Annotated in this window: 19 protein-coding genes; 15 read left to right on the top strand and 4 right to left on the bottom strand. The window is 58.7% G+C overall.

The genetic code is table 11. The features are described from left to right. Positions 1 to 4: 4 nt before the first annotated feature. The 11 genes from FJQ55_RS19275 to FJQ55_RS19225 all read left to right on the top strand — a co-directional run bounded on the left by FJQ55_RS19275 (position 5) and on the right by FJQ55_RS19225 (position 12718). Positions 5 to 1198, top strand: a complete 1194-nt coding sequence (locus tag FJQ55_RS19275; protein WP_140831016.1) for a hypothetical protein — start codon at positions 5 to 7, stop codon at positions 1196 to 1198. A gap of 3 nt (positions 1199 to 1201) precedes the next feature. Beyond that, positions 1202 to 2284: a ketopantoate reductase family protein gene (locus FJQ55_RS19270; RefSeq protein ID WP_140831014.1), complete on the top strand. Its 1083-nt coding sequence runs from the start codon at positions 1202 to 1204 to the stop codon at positions 2282 to 2284. Continuing rightward, entirely contained in the window at positions 2281 to 3396 is a 1116-nt protein-coding gene (locus FJQ55_RS19265) for a Gfo/Idh/MocA family protein (protein WP_140831012.1), read from the top strand. Before FJQ55_RS19270 ends, FJQ55_RS19265 begins: the two co-directional genes overlap by 4 nt. Then, positions 3393 to 5015, top strand: a complete 1623-nt coding sequence (locus FJQ55_RS19260) for a DUF885 family protein (RefSeq protein ID WP_140831010.1) — start codon at positions 3393 to 3395, stop codon at positions 5013 to 5015. Before FJQ55_RS19265 ends, FJQ55_RS19260 begins: the two co-directional genes overlap by 4 nt. Then, a complete protein-coding gene (locus FJQ55_RS19255; RefSeq protein WP_208758233.1) occupies positions 5012 to 6028 on the top strand; it encodes an ABC transporter ATP-binding protein in 1017 nt (338 codons plus the stop codon). The genes FJQ55_RS19260 and FJQ55_RS19255 overlap by 4 nt, the downstream gene beginning before the upstream one ends. Beyond that, complete coding sequence (locus FJQ55_RS19250; RefSeq protein ID WP_140831006.1) at positions 6021 to 7004, top strand: ABC transporter ATP-binding protein; 984 nt, start codon at positions 6021 to 6023, stop codon at positions 7002 to 7004. Before FJQ55_RS19255 ends, FJQ55_RS19250 begins: the two co-directional genes overlap by 8 nt. A 165-nt stretch (positions 7005 to 7169) precedes the next feature. Next, complete coding sequence (locus FJQ55_RS19245) at positions 7170 to 8126, top strand: 2-hydroxyacid dehydrogenase (RefSeq protein WP_140831004.1); 957 nt, start codon at positions 7170 to 7172, stop codon at positions 8124 to 8126. A gap of 77 nt (positions 8127 to 8203) precedes the next feature. Next, the gene (locus FJQ55_RS19240; protein WP_140831002.1) at positions 8204 to 9814 is read left to right on the top strand and encodes a peptide ABC transporter substrate-binding protein; all 1611 of its coding nucleotides are present in this window, start codon (positions 8204 to 8206) and stop codon (positions 9812 to 9814) included. A gap of 61 nt (positions 9815 to 9875) precedes the next feature. Further along, complete coding sequence (locus FJQ55_RS19235) at positions 9876 to 10829, top strand: ABC transporter permease (protein WP_140831000.1); 954 nt, start codon at positions 9876 to 9878, stop codon at positions 10827 to 10829. After that, complete coding sequence (locus tag FJQ55_RS19230) at positions 10822 to 11703, top strand: ABC transporter permease (protein ID WP_140830998.1); 882 nt, start codon at positions 10822 to 10824, stop codon at positions 11701 to 11703. The genes FJQ55_RS19235 and FJQ55_RS19230 overlap by 8 nt, the downstream gene beginning before the upstream one ends. Positions 11704 to 12391: 688 nt before the next feature. Continuing rightward, complete coding sequence (locus tag FJQ55_RS19225) at positions 12392 to 12718, top strand: DUF6894 family protein (protein WP_140830996.1); 327 nt, start codon at positions 12392 to 12394, stop codon at positions 12716 to 12718. Positions 12719 to 12745: 27 nt separating this feature from the next. Here the strand turns inward: FJQ55_RS19225 and FJQ55_RS23360 are convergent, their stop codons facing one another. From FJQ55_RS23360 to FJQ55_RS19215, 3 genes are all read right to left on the bottom strand, one after another. Further along, a complete protein-coding gene (locus FJQ55_RS23360) occupies positions 12746 to 12955 on the bottom strand; it encodes a hypothetical protein (RefSeq protein ID WP_161597000.1) in 210 nt (69 codons plus the stop codon). 157 nt (positions 12956 to 13112) lie between these two features. Next, positions 13113 to 13790 (bottom strand): SOS response-associated peptidase, encoded by a 678-nt coding sequence (locus FJQ55_RS19220; protein WP_140830994.1) that lies wholly within the window; start codon positions 13788 to 13790, stop codon positions 13113 to 13115. 10 nt (positions 13791 to 13800) lie between these two features. Beyond that, positions 13801 to 15867, bottom strand: a complete 2067-nt coding sequence (locus tag FJQ55_RS19215; protein WP_140830992.1) for an ATP-dependent helicase — start codon at positions 15865 to 15867, stop codon at positions 13801 to 13803. A gap of 473 nt (positions 15868 to 16340) precedes the next feature. On the opposite strand from FJQ55_RS19215, the gene FJQ55_RS23710 reads away from it, so the two are divergent. Genes FJQ55_RS23710 through FJQ55_RS19195 form a run of 4 tightly spaced genes read left to right on the top strand, consistent with a single transcriptional unit; the run spans position 16341 to position 22112 of the window. Beyond that, on the top strand, positions 16341 to 17093 hold the full coding sequence (locus FJQ55_RS23710) for an ImuA family protein (protein ID WP_140830990.1): 753 nt from the start codon (positions 16341 to 16343) through the stop codon (positions 17091 to 17093). Beyond that, positions 17014 to 18525 (top strand): Y-family DNA polymerase, encoded by a 1512-nt coding sequence (locus tag FJQ55_RS19205; protein WP_140830988.1) that lies wholly within the window; start codon positions 17014 to 17016, stop codon positions 18523 to 18525. The genes FJQ55_RS23710 and FJQ55_RS19205 overlap by 80 nt, the downstream gene beginning before the upstream one ends. Beyond that, positions 18522 to 21782, top strand: coding sequence for an error-prone DNA polymerase (locus FJQ55_RS19200; RefSeq protein WP_140830986.1), 3261 nt, complete (start codon positions 18522 to 18524; stop codon positions 21780 to 21782). The genes FJQ55_RS19205 and FJQ55_RS19200 overlap by 4 nt, the downstream gene beginning before the upstream one ends. Before the next feature lie 48 nt (positions 21783 to 21830). Beyond that, positions 21831 to 22112 (top strand): hypothetical protein, encoded by a 282-nt coding sequence (locus FJQ55_RS19195; protein WP_140830984.1) that lies wholly within the window; start codon positions 21831 to 21833, stop codon positions 22110 to 22112. Between the two features lie 103 nt (positions 22113 to 22215). Here FJQ55_RS19195 and FJQ55_RS19190 read toward each other — a convergent pair whose 3' ends face one another. After that, entirely contained in the window at positions 22216 to 22701 is a 486-nt protein-coding gene (locus FJQ55_RS19190; RefSeq protein WP_140830983.1) for a hypothetical protein, read from the bottom strand. Between the last annotated feature and the right edge of the window lie 14 nt (positions 22702 to 22715).

The following is a 22715-nucleotide window of genomic DNA, read 5'->3' as shown; positions in this document are numbered from 1 at the left end:
ACAGATGAATTCCTTTGAAATCGGCAGACAATTGACCGCAATCACTATGGGCATAGACGCACTTGAGCGCAGTATGCCGGCGCAAGGCAGTCTGCTGGGCGGTGAGGGCCTCGTGCCGATCTACCTGGGCGACGGCCTTGTCGATGCCCGACGCTACGACGACCGCGACCGTATTCGTGCGGACTTGACCGAGCTCGAGGCGCAGGTTGCTGGCCTGACCGCCGGCCCCCGCCGTGTGTTTTTGCACGGCATGATCAAGTCCGTGCGGGTCGCGGTCAAGATGTTGTCGGGCGCAAGCCCGTCATTCGAGGAGAAAGTCACCGATCTCGTCGGTGCGCCTGCCGGACGCGAGGATGCGGCCTTGATAGAGGATGCCCGCGCCAAGGTTGATGCCTTGTTGAGAAAGTCGGGATTTGTGCGGGGTTCACTCGCCCAGAGGGTTCAGTCCTGGGAAGAAGACCGCACAGTGCCGACTGATCGGATTGATACGGTGTTTCGGGAGCTGATGGCCGAGGCCAAGTCGCGTACGGACGCGCTGATCTTCGACACTGGCGATTATGATATGGTGCTCAATCCCGTGCGCGGCATGTTCTATACCGCGCGCTGCTCGTTCAAAGACGGTAAGATGGATCTCAATCTCGATTTGAGCTTCACCCGCGCTGCATTGAAGCATCTTGTCTGTCACGAGGTCTATCCTGGGCATTCGACACAATTGCTGTCGACCAAGGCCGCGGTGGAGGCCGGAAGGGCGCCCGCAGATGCGCTTCTCATCACTACCGATGCGATCACCGGCTGTGTCCAGGAAGGCATCGGTGATCAAGGCGTCCACCTTATCGATTTCATCGAGGATGCGGACGACGAGATCCACATGGAGCTTCGTCGCGTCCGCTCCGCTTCTCAGACAAGTGCTGCCTGGATGTTGATGGTCGAAGGTGTCGCGCGCGAAGAGGTGGCCGATTATCTGCGCAACACCGCCATGGGACAGGAAGCATGGGTGCAGGGTCGGTTGCGTATGGCGGCACACCCGTTTCGTGGACCCTTCATTTCTTCCTATTGGGCTGGCAATGAAAGCGTCAGGCGGGTCCGCGAACGCGTCACGAAGGATGAGTGGCCGATATTCCTGGAGGCGCTCTACAGCCATGCCAACAGCCCGCAGAGCCTCGAAATGTTTCCGCAAACAGTTATCGAAAAGGCCTGATCCATGAAGATCACCATTCTCGGGGCCGGCGCAATCGGCGGGCTTGCCGGCGCCTATATGACAGAGGCCGGCCACGATGTGCTTTTGGTCGATCGTTGGAGCGAACACGTTGCCGCTCTCAACGAAAAGGGCCTGTTCATCGACGGGGTTCGCGGTGAAATGACCGTTTCGGTCAGGGCGCTAACACCAGACCAATTGACCGGGTCACTTGGGACGGTCTTGATCGCCACCAAGTCGCAGCATGCGGTCGAGGCACTGAGGCAGGTTATTCCGCTGCTGACCCCAGACAGCTGCGTCGTCTCCTACCAGAACGGCTTCAACGAGCCAGACATGATCGCCGCGCTCGACGCGGCGGGATTGCCTGGTGAGCGGATCGTGATGGGATCGATCCCGAATTACGGCGGGGCACTCGTGGATCCGGGCTATGTGGAATTCGTCCATGAGGGGCCGATCCAGCTTGGCGAACTCAACGGCGAGATGACGCCGCGCCTTCAGGAACTGGGGGAAGCCTTGAGCGCATTAACTGAGGTGCAATATTCCAACCACATCTGGGGTCAGATCTGGGCTAAGGAAGTTTACGCGTCGCAGGTGGTGTTCTCGGCACTTGCCGATGCCAAGATCCGTGACACGCTGGGCGTCGAGCGTTACGCGCGCATTGCCGGCGCTATCGTCAAGGAAGCCCTGGAGGTTGCCGATGCCAACGGCATCGATGTGCAGGCCTTCGATTTCTTTGACCCAGCGAACTACCGTGTGAAAACGGCTGCGGACAGCCAGAAGCTTCTGGCCAATATCAACCACGCCATCTGGCTGCTGAAAAAGGATCAGGACACCAAGCCCACGCACAACTTCAAGAAGAAGGGTTCTGGCATCTGGTGGGACATTGTCTATCGCAAGCGTCCCTCGGAAACCCGCTCGTCCAGTGGCAAGCTCATTGACTACGGCCGGAAGGCAGGAGCCGACACGAGGCTCAACGAAAAGCTGTTTTCCATGATCTACGAAATCGAGGACGGCAAGCGCGATCTCGGCTTCCATAACTTCGATGAACTCGAAGCCTATGTCGCTTCAATCGGAAAGACCCTCCCATGACCAGCAAACTCGGCGTCGGACTGATCGGCGCACACACCTGGGCAGACAAGGCGCACCTCCCGGGCTACAGGGCGCATCAGCGCGTCGACCTCATTGCGGTGTGCGATGTTGATGGTGATCGCGCCAGGGCCATGGCCGAAAAATATGGCGCCAGAAAAGTCTATACCGACCCGGACAAGTTGATCGCGGATCCTGATGTGCAGATGGTCGATGTCTGCACGCCGACACATACGCATCTGCCGCTCAGCCTTGCCGCGATTGCCGGCGGCAAACATGTGCTATCGGAAAAGCCGCTGCATACGCTCGCAGCACCTGCCTTTGAGGCCGCGGCCAGGGCCGATGCCGCTGGGGTGCGCACTAAGCTCGGCTTCACCTTTCGCTATTCCCCGGCAATCAGGCAGATCAAGGCGTGGATCGACGACGGCACTTTAGGGGAAATTTTCCACATCCACGGCTTTGAGCAGAACAGCCAATGGCTGGATCCGCAGGAACCGCTGCGCCAGATCACGCCCGGCGTCGATCGCAGTTCCCTCATTCCGTCTTCGATCGTAGGTTATGGCTCCCATCTGATCGACCTTATGCGGTGGCTCGGAGGTGAGTTCGGCTCGGTCGCCTCCACCATGAAGAACTTTATCCCCGAACGGATCGTGCGGGACGAAGAGGGGTTGCAGAAGATCAAGGTCGAAGATGGTGCTGTCGCACTGGTGGAATATGCAAGCGGCGCCCAAGGTCTTTTGCAGACAAGTTATGTGGCGGTGGGAAATTACCCAGGCGTCGAATTGCGGGTTTATGGTTCCAAGGGGGCCGCGGTTGCTCGGTTGATTTCGGAATTCGGCACGGCAGAGACGTTGAAAATTGCGAAGGCCGAAGCCGTAGAGTTCATACCGTATGACGTCGGCGCGTCGGCCCTGCCGCCCGGTACTACGCTCAATACACCGTGGCCCGAACTCTACTATCGCAATCTGGTCCGCTTCTTCGTTGACGAAATTCTCGATGACAGGCCGCGGGAATGCACATTTTTCGACGGCGCCAAGAGCCAGGAAATCGTTGACGCGATCATCCAGGCGCATTTTGAACGGCGCTGGGTCGATCTGCCGGGTAAAGGCGCATGACGGAGCGCCGCTACGATCCCTCGCTGGTCGACGCCTTTCTGAAGCATCACTGGACCTTTCGCCCGGTTGACGCGACCTTCATGGGCGACAAGACCCATGACGCCCTCCTGCCGCCTTGCGGGCCGGAGACCCTGGCGGAGGAGTTGGCCGGCATCGCAGCTCTTGAGGGGCAGCTTGCCGACACCCTGGAACCCGAAGCGCCGGGGGATCGCCTCGACCGCCGGATGATGTTGGGCGAACTTGCCTTCCAGAAGGCTGCGGCCGAAGGGCGTCCGCGTCTTGCCAATCCCGCCTGGTACTCCGGTGAAGCGGCTTTCGCGATCATCTCGCTGCTGCTTCCTCAGTCTGCGCCTGTTCGTCGGGGTGGCCTCATTGCGCGGCTCAACGCACTGCCGACCTTTCTCCAGTCAGCACTCGACCGACTGAACGGACAGGCGATACCGGAGAGCTGGACTGCGCGTGCTCGGCGCGAGGCGTGGGCGATGGCGGAGTTTCTGCGCAGCGATATTCGTCTGCACGACGAATTTGCCGACGAATGGACGTTGCCTGCCACAATGGCGGCCGAAGCATTCGACGCCTTTGCATCGGGGCTTTCAGGGTTTGCCGATGCAGACCCGGCCTGTGGTGAAGAACACCTGACGCTGGTGATGAAGACAGTTCACGGCCTCGATTTCGGCCCTCGTAAGGCGGTCGAGCGAGCGCAGGAAGCCTTTGATCGCATGGGCGACGAACTTGTCGAGATGGCGCGGCGCATCGATCCGGCCAAAAGCTGGCAGGAACTAATCGCCGGTCTCGTTGACAGGCATCCGGTCGACCAACAGTCTGTGATCCAAAGTTATAGGGATCACGATTTAGTCGCGCGGCGTGATGGTGCGATGCTGGTGACGTCGGCGGAGGACTACGGGCTCGACTATCGCTGGATGTCGCCCTGTTTTCGGAAGATCAGCCAGTCACTCTATTTTCTGTTCTACCGGTCACCGCCTGGCCTCAATCCAGGTGAAGGCAGTGTTTATTGGGTGACGCCACCGGGTGATGACAAAAGCGCTTTTCTACGGGGCAACAATACGGCCACGGTGAAGACCATCCACTCCGTGCACCATGGGGGCGTTGGTCACCACACGCAGAACGCCCGCGCCCGCGCCGCTTCGTCGCGCCTTGCCCGGATTGCCGGCACCGACTGTGCGCTCGGACTGGCTTTTCTCGGATCCGGTACGATGATCGAAGGTTGGGCCTGCTATGTCGAGGATCTCTTAATGGAGGCGCCAGGCTTTTATGATCCGACTGAAATCCTTTTGCTCAAGCAGTATGAGCGTCGAAACGCGGCAAGCGTCCTTGTTGACGTCAAGTTGCATCTCGGCGACTGGACGATCAAGGAAGCCATGGCGTTCTATCGCGACGAAGCCGGATTTGCAGCTCAACGAGTCGAGTCGGAAGTCGTGCGAAATTCGATGCTCCCCGGCTCCCGGTTGATGTACTGGATTGGTGTCGAAGGCATCAAAGACCTGCGCCGTCGCTGGAAGGGGGACACCCTCGGATTTCATGATACGCTTCTCAGCTATGGCCATATGCCGCTTGCCTGGATCGGCGAGGAAATGCAACGCGCAGGACAACTGAAGTGATGGCTGCCCCCCTGCTGGAGATCCGCAACCTGGTGACCGAGTTTCGCACGGAGAGCGGCCTAGTGCGGGCGGTCAAGGGCGTCGATCTGACGATCGAACAAGGGCAGACTGTTGCGCTCGTTGGTGAAAGTGGCTCGGGGAAATCCGTGACCAGCCTGTCCGTTATGCGTCTGATCCCCTCAGCCATCGGCGGCATCGCGTCCGGCGAGATCCTGTTTCGCGGGAAGGGTGGCGTTGTGCTCGATCTCGCCCGATTGCCTGAAAAGGCCATGCGGGGTCTGCGCGGCAATGAAATCTCAATGATCTTCCAGGAGCCGATGACCAGTCTGAACCCGACGCAAAAGGTAGGCGCGCAGATCGCCGAAGCGGCCCTCCTGCATCAAGGGATGACCCGCTCCCAGGCATGGAGCCACGCCATCGAGATGCTGGCGCTGGTTGAAATACCGGAACCTGCCCGTCGTGCCGAGATTTATCCGCACCAGATGTCCGGTGGTATGCGTCAGCGCGTGATGATCGCCATGGCCCTTGCCTGCAATCCAGCGCTCTTGATCGCGGATGAGCCGACCACCGCACTGGATGTAACAGTTCAGCTGCAGATTCTCGAATTGATGCGTCGACTTCAGCGCGAGATCGGCATGGGGATCCTGTTCATCACCCATAATCTCGGTGTTGTTGCGGAAATCGCTGATCGCGTTGCTGTCATGTATGGTGGCCGCATCGTCGAGAGCGCTGACGTCCATCAACTGTTCGACCGGCCGAGCCATCCTTACACCAAAGGGTTGCTGTCCAGCATGCCGCAGGTCGATCACGCAGCACGCGCAGCAGGCCAGCACGTGAGGCTGCAGGCTATTCCTGGCAGCGTTGTCGATCCTCGCAATCCACCTGCCGGCTGCGATTTCAGCCCAAGATGTCAGTGGGCGCTCGATACCTGCCAGGCGGCAGTCCCGCCGGTTTTCACAGTGAGCCCCGATCACGGCGCACGCTGCCTGCGATGGAGCGAGATGAATGGCTGAAGCCCTGCTCCAGGTCGTGGATCTGAAAGTCCATTACAAAGTCGGTAAATCAATGTTCAAGCCGGGTGTCGCCATCCGCGCCGTGGACGGGGTCAGCTTCGAGGTCGCCAGGGGAGAGGTCGTTGGCCTGGTCGGAGAGTCCGGTTCGGGAAAGACGACACTCGGACGCTCGATCCTGCGGCTGGTCGAGCCGACGGACGGTTCGGTGATTTTCAATGGGGGCAATGTTACGGGTCTCGAGCCTGCGCAACTCAAGGCGCTGCGCAGCCAGATGCAGATCATCTTCCAAGACCCCTATGCCAGCCTGAACCCCCGAATGAGCGTTGGTCAGACCCTTGGCGAGGCGCTGCTGTTGCACAAAATCGGGACTCACAAGGATCGCGCAGAGCGGGTTGGTGATCTCCTGGAAAAGGTAGGCCTGCCGCGCTCGGCCGCCGCAAGGTTCCCCCATGAATTCTCCGGAGGGCAACGCCAGAGGGTTGGGATTGCCCGCGCTCTCGCGGTCAATCCACAGTTCATCGTCGCCGACGAACCAGTCTCGGCGCTGGATGTGTCTATCCAGGCGCAGATCATCAACCTGTTGCAGGATCTGCGGCAAGAGCTTGGATTGTCGATCTTGTTCATCGGTCATGATTTGTCGGTCATCGAGTTCCTCTGCGACCGCGTCATCGTCATGTATCTCGGCAAGATCATGGAATGCGCACCGGCAGCGGATCTCTACTCGAAGCCACTTCACCCTTATACGCGCGCCTTGCTAGATGCCGCACCTGTTCCAGACCCGCGCATACGCCGAAGCCGCATCACCCTCAAAGGCGACCTTCCCAGTCCAATAAACCCTCCTTCGGGCTGCGTTTTTCGGACGCGCTGCCCCTATGCGATCGAAAAGTGTGCTGAGGCGATCCCGGCGCTTCTAGCCCGCGGCGACCGTCATTCCGTAGCCTGCCTGAGGGCGGACGAACTTAACCTGAGAGAATAGATCGGCTTTCGCATTTTATCGCTGTCCCCAGGCTAGTTTTTGACCTGATTGCCTCGTAATTGCTCAAGAAATTGGCATTACGAGGCTTTTTTTGTTCTGGTAGATCCAGAACTTATGCATGAGTTGAAATGCGTGCAAACTGGATTTTTTTGAGCATTGCACGAGATGAGGTTCACGCACCATGCTGCGCTTATGAAAAGGATATTTATCGCCTCACGCGGCAACCCAGAACACATGGCATGCCTGTTTCGGGAAGAGCTTCCGAACCATGACGTCATTACCGAGCAACCCAAGAAGGGCGAAGGTCCGGTGCCCTATATCGTCGTAGGACGCCCTCTGCCTGGCGTCATTGCAGCCGTACCGGGCCTTGAGTTGGTGTTGAGCCTCAATGCTGGGATCGAGCACTTGTTAGCGAGCGGTGAGGTTCCTGATCATCTGCCAATCGTTCGACTGGTCGATGACGGCCTGGCCGAAGGTATGTCCGAATGGGTGCTGGCACAGGCACTGTCCTGGCACCGCAACCTTACAGTCTACCAGGGCCTGCAGGCCCGGGGCGAATGGGCGCCGCAGCCTGAAAAACTCGCTCGCGAACGCAGGGTAACGATCTTGGGAGCGGGCGCTCTTGGCGGAGCGGTCACCCAACACTTCGTGAATTTTGGTTTCAAGACCCGTAGTTGGAGCCGCTCTGGTCGACTAATCGAGGGAGCTCAGAGTTTTGCGGGTCGCGAACAGCTCCTGGATGCGGTTGATGGGGCAGATATTCTCGTCAATCTTCTGCCCATGACGCTAGAGACAGCCGATGTTGTCGATGCGACGGTTCTGCGGCGTCTGGCCAGGGGCGCATTCTTCATCAATGGCGCGCGTGGCGGCCATGTCGTCGATGCCGACCTTATCGCGGCGCTTGATGATGGCCATCTCAGCTATGCCGCTCTGGATGTATTCCGTATCGAGCCGCTCCCTGCGGCGGATCCGCTTTGGAAGCACCCGAAAGTGCTGGTCTCACCGCATGTCGCAGCCCCCACGCACGCCCACGCGGCCGTCCTCGAGATGGCCGAGAACATCAGGCGGTTTGAACGCGGGGAGAAGCTGCCTCACCTAGTCGATCGCTCACTGGGCTACTGAAAACGCATAGACCGGCCAACCCACAACAAAGCCGGCGAGCAGGGAACGCCCTTAGGGGCAAACGAGAGGAAGAGACCATGACCTTTGAACTCACCCGTCGCGCAGCCCTTCAGGCCATGCTTGCCGGCACAGCGACCCTGGCCACGATTAGTGCCTTTCCCGCTTTCGCGCAGCAGAAAGGCGGCACGCTCATCGTGGGCCTCACCTACGAAATCGACACAATGAACGTTTATTCCACTGGCTTCCTCGGGGATGCACAGGCGGCGGTGGTTGAGGGGCTTCTAGCCCCAGACGAGCACGCCAAATACGTGCCTGTTCTCGCAACCGAAGTACCTACCATCGAAAACGGCGGCATCGTCGTCTCCGAAGACGGCAAGACAATGACGGTCAAGTATAAGCTACGCCCGGACGTAAAGTGGCACGACGGCAAACCTTTCACCGCCGCTGACGTGAAATTCACCTGGGAAGCGGTCAAGGATCCGGCTTTCACCGCCGAATCTAAGGATGGATCTGCTGAGGTGGCCAGCATTGAAACGCCGGATGATCTGACTGTGGTGGTGCATTACAGCTCCATTCTGCCCACCTTCGCCTCCACTCTGTTCACCTTCGGGATATTCCCGAAACACCTCCTGGAAGGCACCGATCTCAACACCTCCTCCTACAACGAAACCCCTGTCGGTACTGGCCCGTTCAAGGTGACCGAATTCGTTAGAGGGCAATATGTCGTGACTGAGCGTTTCGAAGGCTATTGGGCCAAGACCGCGCAAGGGGATGCCTTGCCGTATCTTGACAAGATCATCTTCAAGATGATCCCCGATACCAACACGCTAATTACCCAGCTGAAATCTGGCGAAGTGAACCTCGTGGTCTCCACGCCCTACAGCCAGGCAAAGCAGGTCGAAGGGATCTCCGGCATCGAATTGGTAAAGGGCCCGTTGCTCTCCTGGCAGCATCTCGATTTTAACTTCAAACGCCCATCTCTCGCTGATATCAATGTGCGCAAAGCCATTGCGGCAGCGGTCGACCGCACGGTGCTGAGCAAGGCGCAGGGCGGCTTCCCCGAGCCAATCAATTCTCCGGTCGTGCCAGTGTTCGAGTTCTATGACCCGAATACGCCGACGATCGCCTATGATGTCACCACCGCCAACAAAATCCTTGACGAGGCAGGCTACCTGCCGGGCTCTGACGGAATCCGCGAAAAGAATGGCGAGCGTCTTTCCTATGCCTTCATGGTGCAGGCCGGCCGTGCGGACGATGAACTGGCCCAGCAGGTGATTATTGCCCAGCTGAAGGCGATCGGCATTGAAGCGGTTGCCAACAACCAGACCGGTGTCGCCTATCGTGAAGCACGCTACAAGGGCGGCTACGATCTGATCTACGGTCGTTGGATTACCTCGGCCGACCCAGTCTACTCTGTGTTCTGGGGTACTGGCGGGGCCAACAATGGCCAGTCCTATTCGAACCCGGCTCTGGATGCGGCCCTGTCGAAGTTCGAAACTACCCTCGATCCGGCAGCGCGCAAAACGGCTGCTGCTGAGTTTCAGAAGATCCTGGCAGAGGATCTTCCGTCGATCCCGTTGACGACCAATGTTGCTCTTATTGCGAAGACTGTGGCGCTAAAGAACTTTGTGCCGAACCCGACCAACATGACCAATTTCGTGCATACTGCCGACTGGTACATGGATTGATATCTGTCTGGCGTTCGGCATCAGGTGTCGGACGCCAGTTCACATTCGACGGGGAGCCGGCATGAGTTTCGGTTATGTTTTTCGCCGTCTGCTGGGAGCGATACCACTCCTGCTTGGCATTTCGCTTATTCTCTTTACCATCGTGCATCTGGCCCCTGGCGGTCCGCTCGACATGTATGCCGAAAATCCGGCGGTCAGTAAGGAAGCGCTGCAGCAGATCGCTGTTGCTTATGGGCTCGATAAGCCGGTCCCGGTACAGTATCTGATGTGGCTGAGATCGATGCTGTTGGGGGACTGGGGATATTCCATCCGAACTGGCCGCCCAGTCTTCGGCGAGATCGTCCTGCGGCTGGGGCCGACACTCGAACTCGGTGGACTCGCGCTTCTGATCTCACTTTTTCTGGCGGTGCCGCTCGGCATCATCAGCGCTGCCAGGCGGGGCTCGAAACTCGACAGCGGGCTCACGATGGTGTCGTTTGCCGGCATTTCCACCCCTGTTTTCTGGCTGGCGTTGTTGCTCCAGCTTTTGTTTTCTGTGCAGCTCGGCTGGCTCCCATCTGCCGGTTACAAATCAATCGGCGATGGCTCTTTCCTGGACCGCCTAGCGCATATCGTCATGCCGGCGGCCGTATTGTCGCTTGCGACCGTCGCGAGCTGGAGTCGTTTCATTCGCTCCGGCATGATCGATGTGCTCAATCAGGATTATATTCGAACGGCCTATGCCAAGGGGCGCTCCGCGCGCGGTGTGATTTTTCTCCATGCATTGCGAAATGCAATGATCCCGGCCGTGACCGTCATGGCGGTGGATTTCGCGAGCGTCATTTCCGGAGCCGTAATCACAGAAACGGTCTTTGCCTGGCCCGGCATCGGGCGTCTTTTCATGGAAAGCATGGACGGGCGCGATTACCCAATGTTGATGGGGCTTATGATGATGGGATCCGTGGGCATTGTCCTCGCCAATATCATCGCTGATCTGGCCTATGTCGCTCTCGATCCAAGGATTCGCTATGATTGATGCAACGATCAAACTGGCTCATCTGGCGCCGCCGCAGAGCTATGGCCGTCGTGTTCTCAGGCGATTTCTCAAGCACAAGCTGGCGGTCGCGAGCCTCGCTTTTCTGTTTTTGATGGCGGTGGTTATCATCATCGGGCCATTTGTGTCCCCTTATACGTTTGACGGCCAGGATTTCACCCTGATCGGCTCACCTGGTCCGATGAATGCCCAACATTGGCTTGGAACAGACGAGCTCGGCCGGGACGTGCTGACCCGCCTGATTTATGGCGGTCGTGTCTCTCTGGCCGTCGGTCTAGCCGGCGCGATTATTGCGACCATCGCTGGGACGCTGGTTGGCGCCCTGTCGGGTTTCTATCGCGGCTGGACCGACATCCTGCTGATGCGGTTCACAGATGTTATGCTTTCCATCCCGACGCTACCGCTCGTCCTTTTGCTCTCCGGTCTGTTTCGACCCAGCCCCCCCCTGCTGGTTGCCATCGTCGGCATGCTGATCTGGATGGGGACCGCAAGGCTGGTCCGCAGTCAGTTCCTAGCATTGCGCGAACGTGAATTCGTCGAAGCGGCTCGCGCACTGGGAGCCGGGGGCGCGCGCCTGATGTTCCGCCACATCCTGCCTAATGCAATCGGTCCCATCACGGTGGCGGCGACCCTTGCCGTCGGTAGCGCCATCATGCTGGAATCGGCGCTATCGTTTCTGGGGTTCGGTATCCAGCCGCCGGTGCCAACTTGGGGAAACCTGCTGAACAGTGCGTCTCCGTGGCTCAGCGTTGCCCCTTGGCTTGCAATCCCCCCCGGCCTGATGATTTTTGGCACAGTTTTAGCCGTCAATTTCCTTGGTGACGGCTTGCGCGACGCCATGGAACCGAAAGAATGATATCCAGAACGAGCATTATACGTGCCGGGGCCATGGCCGGGCAGGCCTTCCACACCAAAGTGGCTATGGTGTCCCGGTGGTTTAATCACTGGTTTCTTGCGTTCGCATTCGGGCGTCAGCGCTCTTGCAGTGAGTGGGCACGGGCTTTCCCCGAGATAAACGCATAAGTAAGACGGATGCCAATCGACAGGTTGCCGTTGAGGCTATTGCCAATGAAGTGAAACGCTTGAAGATCATGGGCGTGACCTCGCTCGATATCATGGGGTCGGTGCCGCGGCATCGGCAATCATCTTTGCCGACGCGGTCCAGCGGGTGATCTTGTTTCTGGAGGGCGATCGTAGGCTCAAGACCCTAGGCAGCGGCACCTTGTGGTCGATCAAGCCAGACAGTTGGACATGCGGTCTTAGAGCAGTTCCCAGCCGTGTCCAATAATCGCAGTGATAGTTATGACGATGAGGACGGCCATCAAGACAAGTTCATAGCGCATCGCATTCGCGCCCTCCGGACAAGGGAAATAGGTGGTCCTGCCTCGATGTCGAGGTGGCGGGCGACCGCTGGCTGGGGGCTAGCGGCGGCCGGGATGCCCAACATCATGTCGCGCCCGCATGGCAGGAGAAACAGATACTGGAAATTCGATCAACCCCAAAATCCTGCCCAAATGGTTGGGGTTGGATAGGCCTGACGAGGGATGTTTGACAGCAGGTGGACGCGGATCGCGATCTTTGAGCAAATTCTGCAATCGGAACAGGAACGTACTGCTCCCGGTGCAGTTCATCACGCCATGCCACATTACAAATTCTACCACCGCTCCGGTACGGGAGACATCAGCCATCAGCAATCAGGTTGGTTCAACAGCCATGATTCAGCGCACGTCCAGGCCATTCGGCAGGCGCGGCAGCGCGCGCAAGAGGCTCGGGTGGAGAAGCAATGTATTGACCGTGCACGGGTCGAGGTGCTGGATGCGGAAGGACAGCTTATCGCCACTGTGTGGCTGGCAACCGTCGATGGTCTTTGACGTTATTGCCAGGTTTTTCGTCTCGCTTCAGAACGGACCATCCTGCATTCTACGGAGTTGATAGAGCCAGAGCGGCTCGATTTTGCGTTTCCATACGAACATGTCATCGTGGCTGAGATCATCGATATTGCCTCGGTTTGCAATCACAAGTTTCAGCACTGCAGCTTCTTTGCTGTCGACCTGAAAGTCGTCAAGGAGAAGCGCAAGCTGCTCGCTGATGCTGGCTGGAAAGCTCACGGCGACCACCACTACGAATGAAGATATCGGAATAAATAAATATTTTCATTCACCCGGTTTGTCCAGCTTTGTCTGGCGGGGACACTGGACCAGTGACGTCTGCGAGTTCGCAGGCTCATCCACCCGGCCAGCACATATCGGTTATGGCACGCCATGATCACAGCAAAACATCTTGATTGCCCAAAATGGGCTTGGGTTGAGGGGGCACGATCATCAGCATGCTGGAAGGTAGTGGGCGTTGCAGATGTCGTGCCTCGTCCCATGGTGCCGTCAGCCAGACATCGACCTCTTCCGCTGTGGTCAGAATGGCCGGCATGGCCTTTTCGTGGATTGGAGAGACGATCTCGTTTGGCGAGGTCGTGAGAAAGCCGAAGAGTTCATAGTCCTGTGCGCCGTCTCTCACTTTCCGCACGCCCGTCCATGGTGTCCAGAGCCCTGCAAAAAACATCAGCGGCCGGTCATCGCCTCCCGCAAACCAGGCATTGGGCACGCGCCCACCTTCAACTTTGCTGGCGGGATCAGGCTCGGCAAAGGATGTGAAGGGGACAACGCATCGGCTGGCAGCGCCGAGCCAACGGCGCCAATGCGGGGAACCCGCGTTGCGGATATTGGTGACACCCGGATCATAATTCTTCACGTAGGCAGGTGGTGATGGCATGCCCCAGGTCGCTCGCGCGACCTCTCTGGCGCCGTCGGCTCCCACCCGGACCACAGGCGCTTGATAGCCGGGATAGACATCGAAGCTTGGTTCGTTCCAGCCCGCCTGATCGCGGATGGCTTTGGTAAACTGAAGGACTGCTTCACGCGTCGTAGTGACATTGTAAAGATTGCACATCGATCCCCTCCTATTTCCACATGGCGCGCATGCGCTCGGCCACATCCACGCGGATCTGCTGGGCGCTTCGCTCGGACTTTGCAGCCGAAACCATCGGCCAGGTCGTCGCCTCGAAGAATTGCAGCAGCATTGCCGGGATGAACCGCGTTCGGGCTGCATAAACGTGCCGGTCCCCTTGCGGGTTCTGCCCATGGGTGAAGAAGCGTTGCGGTGTGACCAGCGCCAGATGATCTCGGGCACGCGTCATGGCAACGTAAAGCAGCCTGCGCTCCTCTTCGAGTTCCTCCGTTGTGCCAGTCCCAAGATCGGAGGGAATGCAGCCATCCACAACGTTCAGCACGAACACTGCGCGCCATTCCTGGCCCTTGGCCGAATGAATGGTCGACAGGATCAGATAGTCTTCGTCGAGCAAGGGTACTCCGGCCTGGTCGCTTGTTGCATCAGGTGGATCGAGCGTCAGTTCGGTCAGGAAGCGCTCGCGCGAGGGGTAGCCGCTGGCGATCTGCTCGAGCTGAAGCAGGTCCGCCTTGCGGGTCTCGGCATCTTCATGGATGCGGTCAACATGCGGCTCATACCAGAGGCGTGCCTGCCCGATATCCGCAGGCCAATCCGCGTCCGTCTTGCGAAGGTTCGTCAGCAACTGAACGAAGGATGTCCAGTCTTCGCCGGTCTTAGGCGGGGCTGGCACTTCTGCGAGCGCCAGCAGCGGCTCGGGGTCGGTTGCGATGGTCTCGAGGATGTGGCCGGCCGTCTTGGGCCCGATACCCGGCAGCATCTGTAGCAGCCGAAAGCCGGCCACACGGTCGCGCGGGTTCTGGGCGAAGCGCAAGACGGCCAGCATGTCCTTCACATGGGCGCTGTCCAGGAATTTGAGGCCGCCGAATTTGACGAAGGGGATGTTGCGCCGGGTAAGCTCGACTTCAAGCGAACCGCTGTGGCTGGACGTACGAAACAGGACGGCTTGGTTCTTGAGCATCATCCCGGTCTCGCGATTGGCAAGCACCTGGTCGACGATGAAGTTGGCCTGTTCGGTCTCGTCCTTGACGGTGACGAGTTTAGGACGCTCCAGCGATTGCCGGTCGGTCCACAGGTTCTTGGTATAGCGCTCACGCGCCAGACCGATGACGCCGTTCGCTGCAGCCAGGATTGGCTGGGTCGAGCGGTAGTTGCGATCGAGCGTTATGATGTCGGCGGCCGGGCTGAAGGCGGCCGGGAAATCGAGGATGTTGCGAATTGTCGCTGCCCGAAACGAATAGATCGACTGTGCATCGTCGCCAACCACGGTCAGCCCACGCCCCCCGGGTTTGAGCGCCATCAGCACCGAGGCCTGTAGCCTGTTGGTGTCCTGGTATTCGTCGACCATCACATGATCGAAGCGATTGCCGATATCTTCGGCGAGGTCCGGATCGCTGACCATCTGAGCCCAGTAGAGCAGGAGATCATCGTAATCGAGAACGTTCTGGGCCTGCTTGGCCTCGACGTAGGCCGCGAACAAGTGTTTGAGCTGCTCTTCCCAAGTCGCCACCCATGGATAATGCAGCCGCAGGATCTCATTGAGGGGCGTCTGCGAATTGACCGCACGCGAATAGATCGAGAGACACGTGCCCTTGGTTGGAAAGCGGCTTTCCGTCTTGGAAAATCCGAGCTCGTGACGGGCAAGGTTCATCAGGTCGGCACTGTCTTCGCGATCATGGATGGTGAAATCGACGTTCAGCCCGATTTGCTCGGCGTAGATCCGCAAAAGCCTTGCGCCGATCCCATGGAAGGTACCGGACCAGGATAGTGCGTCAGTCAGGATACCGGAATTGGCACCGAGGACCTGTTTACAGATCCGCTCGACACGGCGCGACATCTCGGATGCGGCACGCCGCGAAAATGTCATCAGAAGAATACGCCTGGGATCCGCTCCATTGACGATCAGATGTGCCACCCGGTGTGCCAGTGTGTTGGTCTTGCCAGAGCCGGCACCGGCGATGATCAACAGTGGCGCTGCCGTCTCTCCGTCCGGAAGGCCAATACCGTGTTCAACGGCACTCCGCTGCTGCTCGTTGAGTTTGTCCAGATAGGCCAAAGTCATGCCGTCATCCTTGAAAAGTGCCTATCCGTCTTTCCGTTTGTTGCGAAGCTGGCCGCTTGGCCTGTTGCATTCCATCGAGCCATATCGCCTGCTGTGAGTTTAACAGCACTGACCATAGGACTCCAGAACAAATAATGAACATTCCAGCCTCCGTTTCTGACGTCCAGGCTGCAAGACATACATTCGCGTCCGAAGCATCTCGAACCGATGTGTCTTCAGCAAGCGGTGCCGCGATTGTCAGTCGGTGCCGCCATTTTCAGCGATAATTTTCATTGGTGGCACCGACTTCGCTGCGAAGCGTACCACGCTGATTCGGCTCGTGAATCTCTTTCTCTGCTAAAATGAAGGAGAATTTTCCCATTTTTAAGAGCTTGACTCTCGCCCTTCGCCAGAACAGAACGTGAACTTCATCAGAGAAAACGGCATGATACCGTTCATTAGCTCAACACGAACCGAGAGGATTTGCGTGAACGATGGCGGCTGCGCGCGAGCACGTCATAGCGGACTTACGTGATCGCATCACCTGTCTTGAGGGAGGGAGGACGAAGCAGTCCGCATGTCTGCCTTTCGGCGTCGCCGAGATCGACCAGGTGCTGCCAGGTGGTGGACTTGCTCGCGGCGCATTGCATGAATTCGCCGGCGGTGGTGCCGGAACAGTTGATGGTGCGGCGGCTGCCCTGTTCGTCGCGGGTATTGCCGCCCGCACCAAAGGTAAGATCGTCTGGTGTTTGACACGGCCGGATCTGTTCTTCCCCGCACTCGCGCAGGCAGGGCTTGATCCCAACAGGGTGATCTTCGTCGAGGGCGATCGGGAAGAAGACGTGCTCGCCTCCATGGAGGAGGCGCTTTCCTACGGCGGACTGGGTGCCGTGGTCGGTGAACTCGTTCGCCTTCCAATGGTGGCCAGCAGGCGGCTTCAGCTTGCCGCGGAGAAGAAGGCTAGTCTGGCGCTTGTGGTGCGCCGATGGCGCCGACAGACGGAGGCGAATGACTTTGGCCAACCGACCGCCTCCACAACCAGATGGCGGGTCAGCGCCTTACCATCCCGGGCGCTGCCGGTACCCGGCGTGGGGCGCGCAACCTGGTTGCTGGAGTTGATGAGATCGCGTGCGGGCGAGTGTGCTGAGTTTATCGTTGGAGCATGTGATGACCAGGGTCGTATCGATCTACCTTCCAGATCTTTCGACGGATCGCATTCGTCGCACCGATCCCGCCATTCCGGCTGAGCAGGCAATTGCCGTGATCGCAAAGAGCGGCTCAAAGCGCTGGGTGTCGGCGGCGGATGCGGCTGCAAAGGCAGTTGGTGTGCGTGTCGGCATGCCAGCGGCAAAGGCCCAGGCCCTGTTTCAGGGGCTGATGATGATCGATGCCGATCCGGCCGCGGACGCAGCCGCCCTTGAGCGCATCAGCTTGTGGGCACTAGCCCAGTATTCGCCAATCGTTGCTGTCGATGGGTCTGACGGTATCGTCATGGATACGGATGGTGCCGATCATCTTCGGGGCGGAGAACGTCTCATGCTGACCGGCATCGCCAATCGCTTCCTTGCAAGGGGCCTGACGGCGCGTGTCGCGATTGCAGATACCTGGGGGGCCGCGCATGCCTGTGCACGTGCGATCGACCGGACCACTGTCATCGTGCCGGCTGGCGAAACCGTGCGCGCGGTCGAGAACTTGCCGATTTCCTTGCTGCGTCTGCCTCAAAATACCGTCAGGGATCTACAAACCCTTGGCTTTCGCACCATCGGCGAGTTGTCAGCTACGGCGCGGGCACCGCTGACGCTTCGCTTCGGCCCCGAAATCGCGCGTCGCCTCGACCAGACCTTTGGGCGCCTCAGCGAGCCGATCGAACCTGTTCGCAGCCCGGAATGGATTGAGGTTAGTCGCACATTCCAGGAACCAATCGGGGCCGCTGAAACCATCAACAAATATGTCGGCCGCCTGGTCGTGCAGCTCTGCGATGCGTTGCAGAGAAAGGGGTTGGGAGTTCGCCGAGCCGATCTCATCGTCGACCGGGTCGACAATACCCACCAGGCTATCCGGGCGGGGACCGCCAAGCCAGCGCGTGACGTGGCGTGGTTGACCAAGCTGTTCCGGGACCGGACGGAAAAGATTGATCCGGGCTTTGGCATCGAAAAACTGACGCTCATCGCCATCCTCGCAGAACCGCTGGATGAAGCGCAGAGATCGTCTGATCTTGTTGACGACCAGGTCCCGGACATCACACCGCTCATCGATATCTTCGGCAATCGAGGGCAACGGGTTTACCGGCTGGCTCCCGTCGCCTCTGACGTGCCGGAACGTAGCGTCCAGCGTATCGCGGCTGTGGCAGACGACGTCACCGTCTCCTGGTCTCATCACTGGCCGCGTCCGGTCCGCCTGCTGGCCTATCCGGAATTGATCGAAGTGATCGCGCTTTTGCCCGACCATCCACCAGTTGCCGTCACGTGGCGCGGAAAACGCCGGAAAGTGAGACGCGCCGACGGCCCCGAGCGGATTTTCGGCGAGTGGTGGCAGCGCACCTCCGAATGGGCTGCCGTTCGGGATTACTTCCTCATCGAGGACGAGGGCGGCGAACGTCTCTGGATCTTTCGCGCCGGTGACGGGGTCGATGGCGTCACCGGCTCGCACAAGTGGTTTGTCCAGGGGATCTTTGCATGAGATATGCCGAGCTTCAGGTCACCACCCACTTTTCGTTCCTGCGCGGCGCATCATCAGCGGAGGACCTGTTTGCCACCGCACGCGATCTTGGCATCGACGCTATCGGTGTCGTGGATCGCAATTCGCTTGCCGGCATCGTGCGTGCGCTTGAGGCATCGCGTTCCACAGGGGTTCGTCTGGTGGTTGGCTGTCGTCTCGACTTAGTCGACGGCATGTCGATCCTTGTCTATCCGACGGACCGGGCCGCCTATTCGAGGCTCACCCGGCTGATCACGCTAGGCAAAAGCCGTGGGGGCAAGGACAACTGCATCCTGACCCTTGCCGATGTCGCGCAGTCTTGTGATGGCCTGCTTGCTATTCTCGTCCCCGATCTTGCCGATGACACCTGCGCGGTCCAGCTTCGAAAACTGGCAGAAATCTTTGGCGACCGGGCCTATGTGTCGCTATGTCTCAGGCGCCGACCCAATGATCAACTGCGACTGCACGAATTGTCGAAGCTGGCGACCCTCTTCAACGTGAAGACGGTTGTCACCAATGACGTGCTGTTTCATGAGCCAGCCAGGCGCCAGCTCCAGGATATTGTCACCTGCATCCGCCATAATACGACGATCGATACCGTCGGCTTCGAGCGCGAACGTCATGCAGATCGTTATTTGAAGCCTCCGGAAGAAATGGAGCGCCTCTTTCCTCGATATCCGGAAGCCTTGCGTCGAACCATAGAGATTGTCGATCGCTGCAAGTTTTCCTTGGAGGAGCTCACCTATCAGTATCCCGAGGAGGCGATCGTTCCGGGAAAGACTGCCCAGCAATCCCTGGAGCACTATGTCTGGCAATGCGTGCCCGACCGCTACCCCGAAGGCTTGCCGCCTAAAACGCTGCAGATCATCAGGCACGAACTCGAGCTGATCGAGAAGATGAAATATGCACCCTACTTCCTGACTGTGTTTTCGATTGTGCGGTTCGCGCGAAGCCAGGGCATTCTGTGTCAGGGGAGGGGATCGGCTGCGAACTCCGCCGTTTGTTACATCCTCGGCGTCACCTCCATCGACCCCGAAACCAACGATCTGCTGTTCGAGCGTTTCGTCAGCCAGGAACGCGATGAACCTCCCGACATCGACGTCGACTTCGAACACGAGCGGCGCGAGGAGGTCATTCAGTGGATCTACCGGACCTATGGAAAGGACAAGGCGGCTCTTTGCGCGACCGTGACGCGCTACCGGGCGAAAGGCGCCATCCGCGATGTCGGCAAGGCGCTCGGTCTGCCGGAGGATCTGATCAAGGCCTTGTCGTCGGGCATGTGGTCCTGGTCGGAAGACGTGAGCGACCGCAATGTGCGAGAGCTCAATCTCAATCCCGATGATCGACGCCTGGTGCTAACACTGCAGCTTGCGCAACAACTGATGGGCGCACCACGCCATCTAGGCCAGCATCCGGGCGGCTTTGTCCTCACCCATGATCGCCTTGATGACCTCGTTCCCATCGAGCCGGCATCCATGGCGGATCGGCAGATCATCGAATGGGACAAGGATGACGTCGAGGCGCTGAAATTCATGAAGGTCGACGTCTTGGCACTTGGCATGCTCACATGCATGTCCAAGGCTTTCGACCTGATCCGCGCGCATAAGAATGATGATCTGGATCTGGCAAAGATCACGCAAGAAGATCCGGCGACCTACGCGATGATCCGTCGCGCCGATACACTGGGGACGTTTCAGATCGAGAGCCGCGCACAGATGGCGATGTTGCCGCGCCTGAAGCCCCGGACATTTTATGACCTCGTTGTCCAGGTGGCAATCGTGCGGCCGGGGCCAATCCAGGGCGACATGGTGCATCCTTACCTGCGCAGGCGGGAGGGCAAGGAGAAGGTCGAGTATCCGACACCTGAGCTGGAGGCGGTTTTGGGCAAGACCCTCGGCGTTCCCCTGTTTCAGGAATCGGCAATGCGCGTTGCCATGGTCTGTGCCGGCTTTACCGGCGGCGAGGCCGATCAGCTTCGCAAATCGATGGCGACCTTCAAGTTCACCGGGGGCGTCAGCCGCTTCAAGGAAAAGCTCGTCTCCGGCATGGTAAGGAACGGCTACACGTCTGAATTTGCCGAAAAGACCTTCTCTCAGCTGGAAGGTTTCGGGTCCTATGGCTTCCCGGAATCCCACGCTGCCTCCTTTGCGCTGATCGCCTATGCCTCCAACTATGTGAAGTGCCATTTCCCGGATGTGTTTTGCGCAGCGCTTCTCAACAGTCAGCCCATGGGGTTTTACGCACCCGCCCAGATCGTTGGTGATGCTCGTGCGCATGGCGTCGCGGTGTTGCCCGTCTGTATCAATCGATCCCGTTGGGATTGTACTTTGGAGGAGAGCGGCGACAACGGTCGGCATGCGGTGCGGCTGGGCATGCGTCTGGTAAAGGGCCTTGCGGTTGCGGATGCAGCACGGATTATCGCGGCCCGGATGGATGGGGCCTTCGCGAGCGTGGATGACATATGGCGACGATCGGGGGTGCCTGCGGCTTCGCTGGTCCAACTTGCTGAGGCCGATGCTTTGCATCCGTCAATGAGGCTTGAGCGACGCGATGCGCTCTGGGCCATCAAGGCCTTGCGCGATGAGCCCTTGCCGCTCTTCGCGGCAGCAGCTGAGCGCGAGATGAGAACGATTGCCGAGCAGGTCGAACCCGATGTTGAGCTCCGGCAAATGACCGAGGGTCACAACGTCGTCGAAGATTATGGTCATACCGGCCTTACGCTTCGGGACCATCCGATCGCTTTTTTGCGAGCGGACCTGGCCAAGCGCAGCATCGCCACTTGCGAGGAGGCGATGACGGCGCGAGATGGTCGCTGGCTCATGACCGCGGGCCTCGTGCTCGTTCGACAAAAGCCGGGCTCTGCAAAAGGCGTGATGTTCATCACCATTGAGGACGAAACCGGACCGGCAAACATTGTCGTCTGGCCGAAACTCTTCGAGAAGCGGCGGCGTGTCGTACTGGGAGCATCCTTGATGGCCATCAACGGGCGCATCCAGCGTGAAGGTGATGTCGTGCATCTCGTGGCACAGCAACTCTTCGACTTGTCCTCAGACCTTTCAGGGCTTGCAGATAGAGACACGGAGTTTAAGCTCACAACTGGTCGTGGTGACGAGTTTGCCCATGGGTCCGCCGGAGGAGGCGATACGAGGGAGCGCGCGCCTCCGCCGGCACCTCGCGATATCTTTATCCGAGACTTGCATATCGACCGGCTCAAGATCAAAGCGCGTAATTTCCAGTGACCTGGTGCGCGCTTGTCGTTAGCCCGACTGCACTCTATCCTTCCATCTATGACAGATAGCTCAACACATGAAGCGTTTGAGCGCGCTCTGGAGCACTTTGCCGACGGCTATTCACAAGGGATGTTCGATGGCAGCCGCTGGGGCGTGACCGTCAAGCGATCGCCGGATCACAAACGTATCTGGCTTTACGCCGAAGACCTGGCGGGAACCGATATCGTCAGCTTCAATCTCTATCGCTTGGAAATCTCCGGAACAGCGCTCAAACCATGCGAGATGTCCTCAGACAAAGTCGTCGCCTTCGTGCTAGGTTACCATAGGGAGACATGCTGAAAGCGCACGTGATAAGACTGGCCTACGAAGAAGCCGAAGTCCGGCCGCTGAGTTTGACGGCCGCGGCTTACCCAAGATTGTGTCAAGGATAAGAGGTGCGCGATCAACCTTTGATCATTGCACTTTGCCAACCGGGCCGAAGCGCTTTCTTGTCCATGAGGAGCTTCGATGTCGGCCCATAGCGCCGAGATTTGCTTGAATATTCGAACGACGCTTGGGTCTCGTGTATTTGGGTTCGAAGTACGCGATACCCGTTCGCAATTTGGTCCAAGCATTCGAGCGTTTCACCCCATGCCCAGCCGCCATAGGCCGTTCCATTATCCGAACGCATGACAATCTCGTAGAAATGCCCTCCGTCGGCCTTGGGCATCTGGAAGACCAGGTCGCAGTTGTCCTGATTGTCTTCGCTGCCCTGTAAGGAGCACAGATTGACCTGAGCAACCTTGGCCTGCGCCAGCGCTGATGCCGGGTAGAAAGGTCGCTCCTCGAACCAGAGAAACTCGCTGATCGCATAGCCAACGTCATCGGCTCGCTGGTAGGGCTCTATGCGGCCATCGAACATCATATACTGGCTCATAAAGGCAATCATGCTAGAGTTCCTCG

The sequence above is a fragment of the Rhizobium glycinendophyticum genome (assembly GCF_006443685.1).
Lineage (GTDB): Bacteria > Pseudomonadota > Alphaproteobacteria > Rhizobiales > Rhizobiaceae > Allorhizobium > Allorhizobium glycinendophyticum.
This window is presented reverse-complemented; position numbering and strand designations above follow the sequence as displayed.